This window comes from Ewingella sp. S1.OA.A_B6 (assembly GCF_049889095.1).
In the GTDB taxonomy this organism is placed as follows: domain Bacteria; phylum Pseudomonadota; class Gammaproteobacteria; order Enterobacterales; family Enterobacteriaceae; genus Ewingella.
Window position 1 is genome coordinate 1,085,642 of sequence record NZ_JBLJFK010000001.1, and the last position, 11,803, is coordinate 1,097,444.

At 51.4% G+C, this 11,803-nt stretch carries 11 protein-coding genes; 8 read left to right on the plus strand and 3 right to left on the minus strand.

Features of this window, described 5'->3' with window-relative positions; translation table 11 throughout:
• The first annotated feature begins 16 nt into the window (after positions 1-16).
• Both ACMV8I_RS05195 and ACMV8I_RS05200 read left to right on the plus strand, forming a co-directional pair.
• Positions 17-3,277 carry a cellulose synthase subunit BcsC-related outer membrane protein gene (locus ACMV8I_RS05195; protein ID WP_498864727.1) on the plus strand — a complete coding sequence of 1,087 codons (3,261 nt, stop codon included), beginning with the start codon at positions 17-19 and terminating at the stop codon, positions 3,275-3,277.
• A gap of 16 nt (positions 3,278-3,293) precedes the next feature.
• A complete protein-coding gene (locus ACMV8I_RS05200) occupies positions 3,294-3,881 on the plus strand; it encodes a DNA-3-methyladenine glycosylase I (protein WP_498864116.1) in 588 nt (195 codons plus the stop codon).
• On the opposite strand, the gene ACMV8I_RS05205 is transcribed toward ACMV8I_RS05200, so the two are convergent.
• Entirely contained in the window at positions 3,860-4,828 is a 969-nt protein-coding gene (locus tag ACMV8I_RS05205; protein WP_498864117.1) for a GlxA family transcriptional regulator, read from the minus strand. The two genes, ACMV8I_RS05200 and ACMV8I_RS05205, sit on opposite strands and share 22 nt — an antisense overlap.
• A gap of 140 nt (positions 4,829-4,968) precedes the next feature.
• On the opposite strand from ACMV8I_RS05205, the gene ACMV8I_RS05210 reads away from it, so the two are divergent.
• A complete protein-coding gene (locus ACMV8I_RS05210) occupies positions 4,969-5,610 on the plus strand; it encodes an HD domain-containing protein (RefSeq protein WP_498864118.1) in 642 nt (213 codons plus the stop codon).
• Here the strand turns inward: ACMV8I_RS05210 and yqfB are convergent, their stop codons facing one another.
• Entirely contained in the window at positions 5,611-5,916 is a 306-nt protein-coding gene (yqfB, locus tag ACMV8I_RS05215; protein ID WP_497232127.1) for a N(4)-acetylcytidine aminohydrolase, read from the minus strand.
• 104 nt (positions 5,917-6,020) lie between these two features.
• Positions 6,021-7,010: a nitrilase family protein gene (locus ACMV8I_RS05220; protein ID WP_498864119.1), complete on the minus strand. Its 990-nt coding sequence runs from the start codon at positions 7,008-7,010 to the stop codon at positions 6,021-6,023.
• 126 nt (positions 7,011-7,136) lie between these two features.
• Between ACMV8I_RS05220 and ACMV8I_RS05225 the strand changes: the two genes are divergently transcribed.
• The 5 genes from ACMV8I_RS05225 (at position 7,137) to ACMV8I_RS05245 (ending at position 11,713) form a co-directional block, all read left to right on the plus strand.
• On the plus strand, positions 7,137-7,994 hold the full coding sequence (locus ACMV8I_RS05225) for a LysR family transcriptional regulator (protein ID WP_498864120.1): 858 nt from the start codon (positions 7,137-7,139) through the stop codon (positions 7,992-7,994).
• Positions 7,995-8,130: 136 nt separating this feature from the next.
• Positions 8,131-8,310 carry a hypothetical protein gene (locus ACMV8I_RS05230; protein WP_498864121.1) on the plus strand — a complete coding sequence of 60 codons (180 nt, stop codon included), beginning with the start codon at positions 8,131-8,133 and terminating at the stop codon, positions 8,308-8,310.
• A 957-nt stretch (positions 8,311-9,267) separates the two neighbouring features.
• The gene (locus ACMV8I_RS05235; RefSeq protein ID WP_498864122.1) at positions 9,268-9,495 is read left to right on the plus strand and encodes a hypothetical protein; all 228 of its coding nucleotides are present in this window, start codon (positions 9,268-9,270) and stop codon (positions 9,493-9,495) included.
• A 146-nt stretch (positions 9,496-9,641) separates the two neighbouring features.
• Positions 9,642-10,502 carry a pirin family protein gene (locus ACMV8I_RS05240; protein ID WP_498864123.1) on the plus strand — a complete coding sequence of 287 codons (861 nt, stop codon included), beginning with the start codon at positions 9,642-9,644 and terminating at the stop codon, positions 10,500-10,502.
• A 155-nt stretch (positions 10,503-10,657) separates the two neighbouring features.
• Positions 10,658-11,713 carry an aldo/keto reductase gene (locus ACMV8I_RS05245; protein ID WP_498864124.1) on the plus strand — a complete coding sequence of 352 codons (1,056 nt, stop codon included), beginning with the start codon at positions 10,658-10,660 and terminating at the stop codon, positions 11,711-11,713.
• Positions 11,714-11,803 lie beyond the last annotated feature (90 nt).

Sequence of the window (11,803 nt, forward strand, 5' to 3'; positions counted from 1 at the left end):
AAGCTCGCCACTCAGATTGAGTCTGCTGGCACTGACATTAGGGCTGACACTTTTGCCGGATACGGGTCGTGCTGCCGAAGTGGCACCGGAGCAGTGGCTGCTGGAGCAAGTTCGCGTTGGCGAAGCCAGTCATCAGGACGATCTGGTGCGGCAGTCGCTGTACCGTCTGGAACTGATGGCACCTGAGAACCCTCAGGTGTTGTCTGCTCGCCTGCGCCTGGCGCTGCGTGAGGGCAATCAGGTACTGGCGCAACAACAGCTGGAGAAAATCCATCAGGTTGCGCCTGATTCGGACATCTACCATCAGGCACAGCTCAGCCTGAAAATGGCCAAGCCAGAAGTGCAACAACAGCTGCAACAGGCGCGCTTACTGGCAACCGCAGGGCGTCTGTCCGAGGCCCGCGCGCAGTATGACGCACTATTTGCCGCGCAGCCGCCGACGCTGGACCTGGCGGTGGAATATTGGTTATTGGTCGGCCGGATCCCCGGGCAAAAAGAGCAGGCGCGAGGACAGCTGCTGGCGCTCAATACTCAATATCCTGGCGATGTCAGCCTGCGACTGGAGCTGGCTAAAATGGCCTTTGAACAGGGCAATTCAGAGCAGGCTGTCTCACTGTTAAAACAGGTAGCAAACAGCAATGAGGGGCGTGGTGCGGCGGCAGACATGTGGCTGGCACAGATTAAATCGCAGCCGGTCAGCAACCAAAGCGTGGCAGATCTGCAACGTTTTATGGGGGTGTTCGACACCGGCGCAGCGGCGATCGCCGCGCAGCAGGAATTACAGCGTCAACGGGCGATGCTGGCTGACCCGCACTATCAGGCACGCGTGACCGGGCTGGCGCAGATTGCCCGCGGTGGATCAACCGGGGCAATTGCCCCGCTGAAGAAAGCGCTGGAAGAGAAACCCAACGATGCCGAAGTGCTTGGCGCTATGGGATTAGCCTATTCGCGTGCAGGCAAACATGCGCAGGCTCTCAGCCTGTTCGAGCAGGCAAAAAATGCCGGGCAGGATGGCTATAACAATGGGAAATGGACTAGCTTGATCCAGTCTAACCGCTACTGGCTGGAAATCGAGCAGGGCGATAAAGCCCTGAAAGCCAATGATCTCAATCAAGCAGGCGTTCATTACCAGCGGGCGCAGCGCATTGACCCGCGTGACCCTTGGGCACGGATTGGCCAGGGGGATGTCGCCGTTATGGGCCATGATGATGCCCTGGCCGAACAGGCTTACCGCAGGGCGCTCAGTATTGAACACGATAACAGCAGTGCCCAGCGCGGGTTGATCAATATTTATCAGCGCCAATCGCCGCAAAAAGCCCTCGACTATCTGAACACGTTACCGGCCGCCCAGCGCGCCAGGCTCAGTGATAAACAGCAGGGCATTCAGGACGATTTACTGAGTGCCGATGCAGAGCGTTTTGCTGCCAACCGCCAGTGGTCTCAGGCGGCACAGAGCGATGAGAAAATCTTGCAGCACAATCCCGATGACGTGTGGGCAACCTATCACTACGCTAATGCGCTGACTGAAATAGGTCGACAGGGTGACGCTGACGCGGCATTTGAACGGCTGGCCGCAAGACGTCCGGCTGATCCGCAGCAGGTCTACGCCTATTCGCTTTATCTTTCCGGCACCGATCGCGATACCGCAGCGTTTAACCATTTACATACCTTGCCGCAGGCGCAGTGGGATAACAATGCGCGCGAGATGGCGCACCGTATTATCCTTGATAAAATCCTCAATGATATTGACCAACTGACTGCCCGTGGCGACATCGACGAGGCTAAAATTCAGTTGCAAACCGCGAAACTTCCGGCCAGCAGACTGAGCCTCAACCAACAACGCCGTGTGGCAATGGCGTGGCACGACGTAGGCGAAACGGTAAAAGCTGCTGCGTTATTACGACCCCTCACTACGGCGGCAGCCCGGTTACCAGCCGGTCAGGATAAAGCACTTATTTTCCGCGATACCGCACGTCTGGAACAACAAACTGGCCACCCTCAGGCCGCACGTAAAGATTACCAACAAGCGATGGTTGCCAGCGGCATCACTTCTGAAACACCAGCAGACAATGACAGCTATACCGTGTTGACACGCAACAACCCCACGGATGACTGGCTCAAACGTGGTATTCGCTCTGATGCCCATGATTTGTATCGTAAGCAGGATGTCAATTTCACCCTTGATCAGGACGTGTCAAGAAACAAAGGCACACCGGGTAAATCCGATCTCAAAGCTAATACCGCCATGTTGCAGGCCGATATGCCTTGGGATCAGGGGCGTGCTTTTCTGCGTTCTGACATTGTGCGTATGAATAACGGCACCTTTAACAACGAAAATGGCAATTACAGCGCATCTTTCGGAACCTGTAATGTTGAATGCAGCAGTGATCAAAAGCAGCAAGCTAAGGGCGTGAGTTTCGGTGCAGGGTATAAAGACAATCAATGGGAAGGCGATCTCGGCACCACGCCGCTTGGTTTCCCGGTGGTGGATTGGGTCGGCAGTCTGGCGTACAGCAGTGACTGGCGCGATATCGGCTGGACGGCAACGGCGTCTCGGCGCTCCATTTCCAGCTCGTTACTCTCCTTTGCCGGTGCGAAAGACCCAAACACCGGCACCACGTGGGGCGGTGTGCGCGCAACCGGTGTCAGTCTGGGATTGAGCTACGATCAGGGCCAAGCCCATGGGCTTTGGGGTGACATCAGCGCGCATCAACTTACCGGTAAAAACGTGGCTGACAATAGCCGTGAACGTCTACTGGGCGGCTATTACTACAAAGTCATTAATGAAGATAATCGCCGTGCCACCGTCGGACTTAACTCGATGCTGTGGCATTACCAGAAAGACCTCAGCGGCTACACCCTGGGACAGGGCGGTTATTACAGTCCACAGCAATATTTCTCTTTGTCAGTCCCTGTTAATTATCGCCAACGGACGGATAATTGGTCATGGCAAGTCGGTGGGTCGGTCTCTTGGTCTGCATCCTCGACCAGTGATCAAAAACGCTATCCTTTACAGAATCTGATCCCCGATACGCTGTCGGATAAAGACGCAGTAGAACAGGGGAGTCGCAGCTCCGGCTTCGGTTATACCGCTCAGGCGCTGGTTGAGAGGCGGTTGACATCGCACTGGACTGTCGGCGCAAGCATCGATATCCAGCAGGCGAAAGATTACACGCCGAGCCATTTCCTGCTGTATGCACGCTATTCACTGTCCGGCTGGCAGGGCGATCTGGATATACCGCCACAGCCGCTGGTGCCTTACGCCGATTTCAAATAAAGGATGATGTGACCTGATGGCCGCCGAACTCGTTTTGCCTGACAACCAACCCCGCTGTCACTGGGGTTTCTCCGACCTGATGATGCTGGATTATCACGATAATGAATGGGGCAAGCCGAACTATGACAGCCAGTCATTGTGGGAAAAACTGATGCTCGACGGCTTTCAGGCCGGGCTGTCGTGGCGCATTATTTTGAAAAAGCGCGACGCATTCCGGTTAGCCTTTTGCGGTTTCGAACCCGAAAAAGTCGCACAGTTTACGGAGGAAGATATCGAAAGACTGGTGGGTAACGCCGACATTATTCGATCCCGCGCCAAGATTAATGCGGTGGTGAAAAACGCCCGTGCGTATCTTGCAATGCAACAGGCAGGCGAAGAGTTTAGCGAGTGGATCTGGTCGCAGGTGGGAGGAAAACCCATTCAACATGTTGGTCCGGTGCCGACCAAAGATGCGCTGTCTGAACGTATTTCCAACGACCTGAAAAAACGCGGTTTTACCTTTGTCGGCCCGACCATTGTCTACGCCTGGATGGAAGCCACCGGGCTGATTAACACACATCATCCTGACTGCTTTCGCCGCGCTCAGGTCGCTTCAGGGGCATAAAAACGGCGATACTGTGACGGTGTCACGTTTAACTGCCGCACAAAGGCCCGGCGTAAGATGTCTACGCTGGAGAATCCGCAGTTGTCTGCAATCTGTTTGACGGCAAGAGCGGTCAATTCCAGCAGTTCGCGCGCGCGCGCAATACGCTGCTGCTCCAACCATCCCGCAGGGGTGAGTCCGATCGCCTGATTAAACAGACGCGTCAGATGCCTGACGCTGACGCCCATATGCGCCGCCATCGTTTGTGCATTATGCGGCGAATCCAGCGAACTCATCACCCAGCGTTGCAGGTGCTGTAGGGCTGAACGCCCGCTCACTGACGCCTTACCGTGGCGGCTGAATTGCAACTGTCCGCAGGGGCGTTTGAAAAACATCACCAGTTGCGCCGCCACGGACATGGCCACTTCCCGACCTAAATCTTCCTCAACCATATTCAATGCCAGATCCAACCCAGACGTCACGCCAGCGGCGGTGCGGAGCGGGCCATCACTCAAAAAAATCGCGTCGGCATCGACCTGTGCCAGCGGGAAGTCGTGGGCGAGTTTTGCGGCCACGGCCCAGTGAGTAGTGACTCGCCGGCCATCCAGCAACCCGGCCGCTCCCAGCAGCAGGGCACCGCTGCATACCGAGCCATAACGCACAGATTTCTGTGCCAGATGATGGATCGCTGAGAGCATTTCCGCACCAGGCTGAAAGGTGTCCAGTGCCGGTGCGCCGGCGATCAGAAAGGTGTCAATCGGCGGCAGATTCTCATCCTGTAGAAACATATCGCCCAGCAGGCGCACGCCGGACGATGAAATCACCGGTTGGTTATCTAGCGCCATCACCTGTAGTCGGTAAACCTGCCGCCCGAGCTGGGTATTTGCCTCAGCAAATACATCCAGAGGCCCCGAAATGTCCAGCAGTTGGACGCCTGGGACAGCAAGAACAACAATATTTTTGATCATCAGCCGCTTTCCTCCTTTTTGCTGTCACGTATGTACGCAAATGTCTTGATTAGTCGCTATGCGATGATTGATGACATTCATCATGACGCCTATTCTGCTTTGACACAATGAAAGTCACTGTCTTAACGAGGGTCAATATCATGAGTCTGAACATTAACGGTATCCGTATTCCTGACAGTAAAATGGCGCGTGAGGCCACTGAACGGGTTCGCGACACGGAGTCCGAGCTGTTGTTTCACCACTCCAGCCGTGTTTATTATTGGGCGGCGTTAGCCGGGCAGCAGCGTAGCCTGAGTGTTGATCAGGAGTTGCTCTATATCGGCTGCATGTTCCATGATATGGGCCTGATGCATGAACATTGCAGCTGCGATAAACGGTTTGAAGTGGATGGGGCGAACAGCGCACGGGAGTTTATGCGCCAATACGGGGTGTCCGCGCAGGATATCGACAAAGTCTGGACGGCAATTGCTTTACATACCACACCAGGTATTCCGGAATTTATGGATCCGGTGATTGCACTGGTGACCGCAGGCGTAGAAATGGATGTGCTGGGAATAAACTACGTAGGATACGACGATAAGGTACGCGAACAAGTGGTGGCCGCACACCCAAGAACGCCTGATTTTAAAGAAGATATTATTCAGGCATTCTATGATGGGATTAAAAACAAACCTGATACAACGTTTGGTAACGTAAAAGCCGACGTGATTGGCGACAAGGAACCGCAGTTTGTGAAAGGTAATTTCTGCTCGGTGATCCGCGCTTCACGCTGGAACAGCTGATCAGATAAGACGGAATTCAATCATAAAGAGTTCGTTCAGGCCGGGATATATCGCCGAAATCACCTGTTTCAGTTCCGTCAGCGTCATGTTTTCCTGATCGGCATGGCGCTGATGAAGCTCATCGAACTGCACTGGCGTGACGGCGATCACCTGAACATTGCAAAAAAAAACGTCATCTTCATACCGCGAAACCCGCACCTTATCACCTGCAACAAATTGTGCATCGCTCGCTTCACGCAGAGTGATGGTTTTATGGCCCGCCAGAATGTCATGTTCAAAACGGGAGTAGAAGGTGATGTTTTTCATAGAGTTTCCTGTTGCTGCTGACAAATTTCATTTTATTGAGAATACCATTAGGGCATTTTATGATCCCTGAGTCGAATAAACACAATAAAAATGCAGCCCACCAATCAGCTTTTTTTAACCCCGGTTTCTTCCTCTGAGAAACGCGCCGTCATCGCATCCCGCTCATAACCCTGGCGTTCGGTCAGGATAGGGTACAAGTCAGGACGGCGTCCGTATATCCAGCGACGGCCGGAGCTCATGGGGATCAGCGAGAGATCGAGATCGGCGGTGACCATAACATCGGCAGCGATATCGGTTTCTTTCACAATCCGGCCATAAGGGTCGAGGATCATGGCGTTGCCTGTGCGAACTTCGTCATCATCAGCACCGATACCATTGCTAAAAAGAATGAAAATGCCGTTATCGTGGGCGCGAGAAGGGAGCCAGCGCATCAGCCATTCACGGCCACTGACACCGCGGATCGCCGCCGTCATCTCTGCTTTACGTTCCGCACGTTGTTCCCACAGATCCAGAGAAATCGGCTTCATGCCATGCGGACTGCGTGAATTTGTACCGCCCGTTTGGTGAGGTGCAATCAGGATATCAGCCCCCAGCAACGTAGTGGCGCGGACGTTCTCGACCAGATTGTTGTCCCAGCAGATTAATATTCCCGCTTTTACCCCCCAAGGCGTATCAAAAACGGTATAGCTGTCACCGCAGCTGATAGTTTGGTGCTCAAAAGCGTGGAGTTTGCGATGTGTATGGGAAGTGCCATCAGGCATACAGGCAACATAGGCATTATAAAGACGGCCGTCATCGGCACGCTCAATTAAACCCACACAAATCATCATCCGATGTTTCGCGGCCAGAGAGCGAACCAGGGCCAGCGAAGTACTGGTCGTCAGCGACTCTGCCAGCGCTTCCACCTCATCATCGGGCAGTTTTGGCACATGCCAGTAGCCAGTGATGCACATTTCAGGGAAGGCTAACATCTGTATTTCCTGTAAGGCAGCCTGCTCAATGAATTTTTCAATCATCAGCAAGTTATATTTCTTATTGCCGGCCTGGTGTTGGAATTGAACAACAGCGGCTTTAATCGGAAGCGGTTCACTCATGGCATTTCTCCAAAGATAAATCAGCGGGAGCTTTTATTCATATAAAGCAGTGGTATTACAGCAACTTCACTGATAACTTTATAATGAATTATTTTCTACTTTTGATTACTCAATGGAATGTAATAAATGAACGCAAAGCTGCTTAAAGCTTTTGTGACACTGGCAGAAAAGGGCAATTATGCGCAAGCCGCGCTGGCCCTTTCGATGACTCAACCAGCGCTGACCAAACAAATTAACTTGTTGGAATCGAAGATAAATATTCTGTTATTCACCCGGGGTCGCCATGGAAGTCAGTTAACTATGGGTGGCCAGCAATTACTTCCTGAAGCGATAAAAGTGCTCAAACAGACCGACAGTTTTATCCGGCATGCCGAGCAGGTTGTGAAGGGCAGTGAAGGGCGGATCGCTCTCGGATTTGGCTTATCCAGCTTCTATTTCGCCCCGGAATGCATTGCCAGATTTCGGCGTTTATATCCCGACATTGATGTGATGTTGGAAGATATACCGTCAACCAAACAGTATGAATTGTTAGGAAATGGAGAATTGCAGATCGGTTTTGTGCGGGTTCCGGCTAAAGCGCCGCTGCAGCATCATGCCTTATTCGAAGACCGGTTAGTGATGGTGACGCCCGGAGATGATGAATTCTCAGTGGAAAACTGGTTAAACCGGCTGCCATTGTTACGGTTATATACCGAACGTGGCCGCGGATTGAATGCACAAACGGATATGTTTCTACAGTCTGCCCAGCTTTTTCCGTCGTCAACGCAGGAGGCTGGCGATATTCAAACGCTACTGGCGCTGGTTATTGCCGGTATTGGCGTGGCAATCCTCCCTGAGAGTATTATGCATATCGCTCCGACCACGATTAACCGGATCCCCTTAACAGGGAGTTTTGTAAGCTGGAAAGTGGGTATTGCCTGGGATGAGCGTATACCGGACTTAATTCGTGATAATTTCATCGACATGGTGATGAGTAATGGCTGACTGATTGGATAAACGATGTTACGTACTATTTGGCATGCCCCTTGTTAATACTACGTGATTCTTTAAATTGATGTGATAATCGTCTCCCTGACAAAGTCAGTGAAAAAAAGTTTTTGTCCTTTAAGGAGTAGTAGAAATGACACGCACAGTTGAGAAAATCGAGTTCGATTTAAAACAGGCTCGCAGGGAAAGAGATACCTGGAAAAGTAATGGCAACGGACGACAGAACTACGAAATGGTTAAAAAGTACATTTCATCGCTTGAGAAAGAGCTCGCTGGAAGCATCAAATCTGATGATGTTAACAGTGATAAATAAATTATAGATTCTGTCTTTTCTTGATGTCCAGGAATGTTGCAGTGAAGGTCTGCGTGAAATATTTATCGCAGGAGTTGCTGCAAGAACAGAGACCTGATTCAGTGAACGCTGGGATTTTTTGCCCGGCGTCTTTTTCGTTTATCCCAATACAGGCCTTTAGGCTGGCAAGGCCCGCGGCTCCGGACGAGCACATGATTGGTGCGCATAATGTATATTATGTTAAATGTACTATGTGTTATTGAAACAGCCTTTCTACAGTGTTTCCAATACCTTACCCTATCCCATTGTTGATGACTCGTCAGCGTTGGCCCTCGGACTCGGATCTCGAATGCTATTGGCACGCTCCAGAAAACCAATCGCCAGAGACAGCGCTACGTGAAATATGTAATTCTGGCAGTATGATTACCCGCCAGAATTGCTCAGATCACACCTCCCTCTGAGCCATAAACTCCGGGTTAGTGTCATTTCTGTCATCTCCAGGCCACTCCAACGGTAAGTTACCCAAGGCTTTAACTGTTTTATTAAACCGGAAGTTTCTGTTTATCTCACTGATTTTACTAAATATTTACCGTGAATTTATTAACTAAACTTACGTTGTTGGCTATTGCTTTAGGTTCTACGCTTTCCTTCACTGCGCTGGCTACAGCGGCAAGTTCAGCGCTAATTAAAAGCGTGGAGTGAAACGTGCGCATAGTTATGCAATTGAAATCGCCAGTGCCAGCTATTCCGTCTATGCGTTTCATCCTAAAGAAGTAGCGGCGCTTATCGAACAGGACACCTTGCACGCGATAAAGTGAAAGCAAATAAAAGCCAAGATCGAAAACGATCCCCGTTGATCTATCTGAACTTCCCTGCCCTCATTTATCATCAATCCTCGTATATGTGAGCTTTCACCATAAATGTTGCCGCTGAAAATGGTTAATAGTGAGAGTATCTATTTATCAAAAAGGATTGAACATGGAAAATTATGCTAACAAAAGCGGAGACTCAGCTGTCACCGGTTTCCAGATTGACAGTAATTCGATCAAAGTTCGCTTCAAAGACCACCACGTCTACCTTTATGATATCCGCCATCCTGGTCCGGAACATCTTGAAAAAATGAAAGAACTGGCTCGCGCTGGTTGGGGCCTGAACACTTATATTGAAAGTGAAGTGAAAAAAGATTTCTCCTCAAAAGTGATTTGACTTCTTCCGTGGGCGCAGCCTTCTGTGCCCCTTGATCCCTCTGAATTGTATTATCCTTCCATCAATTCCGCTGTGACACATGCGTCGTGAAAAGGTAGTCTGATCACTATATTGAGTATTACCAGACCTCTTTTCGGAGCTTCTCTATGACACGTAAAATAACCCAACAGTATAAAGCCTACCGCGATGATATCCGCGACCTGCAAACCCGTCGCCCTGTCCCCGGTCCTGAGCTCGAAAATCTGGACCCCTTTTTGTTTCTTAATCATCATGGCCCACAGGTTTATGCTCCGAATAATCTCGGGCTGCCTTTTGGTCCGCATCCGCATCGTGGTTTCGAAACCGTGACTTTTATACTGCGTGGTGAACTGTCACACAGTGATACCGGCGGCCACGAAAGTATAATCGGCACCGGCGGCGTACAGTGGATGACGGCCGGATCTGGGCTGATTCATGCTGAACTTTCACCAGAATCATTCAAACGCAGCGGCGGAGAACTTGAAATTTTGCAGCTGTGGATTAACTTACCGTCCTATCTGAAAATGACCACGCCCAGCTACGTTGGCCTGCAAGCCGATGAAATTCCGATGATTACCCTTAGTAAAGGGCATGGTTCCATCAGCCTGGTTTCTGGCAGTCTGTCAGGTGTGACTGGGCCTGTTTCTTCTTTAACCGGTATAGTTATGATGACCGGTCAGCTCAGTGCGGGCAGTGAAATTACCCTCCCTGCTCCCGCTGAGCGTCAGGTTTTCCTCTACACGGTCAAAGGCCGCCTGAGCATTGATGGGGAAATGGCACAGGCCTGGCATCTGATTGATTTGGATAGCAGCGACGACAGCGTGACCATTACCGCGATTGATGATGCTGTTTTCCTGTTTGGTCATGGCGATAAAATCAATGAGCCTGTTGTGTCTCACGGTCCGTTCGTGATGAACAGCGTGGAGGAGATCAATCAGGCTATCCTTGATTATCAGGCGGGCAAGTTTGATGTGAAACTCAAGTCATGACTGTAGTGCGTCAACGATAATAGCGCGCCTGGGATAAGAAATAGTCATTCCCGCCCGCATACACATTGCCTTTACGGATGGCGGGAAGATTTATTATGGGAAACTTCGGCGCTGCCGACGCTTCGCTTTATCAACGTTCGTGAAGGAGACAAGCAATGGAATACCGTCAACTGGGCCACTCCGGCCTGAAAGTGTCCGTTCTCAGTCTGGGCACGATGACTTTTGGAGGTCAGGGGAAATTCGCCAAAACGGGGCAGACTGACACCGAAACAGCCAAACGTCAGATTGGTTTATGTATCGATGCGGGGGTCAATCTCTTTGATACCGCGGATGTTTACTCAGGCGGCCTGTCGGAAGAGATCCTCGGCAAAGCGCTGGGCGAAAAACGCCATGACGTGTTGGTGGCGAGTAAGGCTCGTTTCCCGATGGGCGAAGGCCCGAACGATCGCGGCTCATCGCGCCACCATATTATTCGCGCATGTGAAGCCAGCCTGAAGCGACTCGGCACCGATTATCTCGATCTTTATCAACTGCACCAATGGGACGGTCAGACGCCACTGGATGAAACGCTCCGTGCGCTCGACGATTTAGTCAGCAGCGGCAAAGTCCGCTATATCGGTGTGTCGAACTTTTCCGCCTGGCACATAATGAAAACGCTCGGTGTGGCACAGGCCAATCACTATATCCGCCCGGTCAGCCAACAGATCCACTACACCTTACAGGCCCGGGAAGCTGAGTACGAATTACTGCCGGTAAGTCAGGATCAAGGGCTAGGTGTGCTGGTATGGAGCCCGCTGGCCGGCGGTTTACTGTCGGGTAAGTATCGTCGTAACCAGGCTAAGCCTGAAGGTACCCGCCATCTGGCTGATTGGGGAGAGCCTCCGGTTCGTGATGAAGACGCACTGTATGACATTGTCGATGTACTGGTTGAGATCGCCGAATCACGTGGCGTCTCGGCGGCGCAAATCGCGCTGGCCTGGCTGATTTCTCGACCGGTCGTCAGTTCAGTGATTGTTGGTGCGCGCAGTGAAGAGCAGCTTAAGGATAATCTTAAATCCGCCGATCTGTTCCTTAATCAGCAGGAGATTGAGCGTCTGGACAGCGTGAGCCAGTTGCCGTTACTCTATCCCTACTGGCATCAGGCATGGACCGCGTCAGATCGTTTATCGAAGGCTGACCTTTCACTTTTAGCCCCCTACCTGAAGAAATAAATAACCCTATAACCATCCTGAAAACCGGTGTAGCACTGCCGGTTTTCTCTCTTTTATGCTAATACTGGGTGCAGCTTCACCTTTTAATGC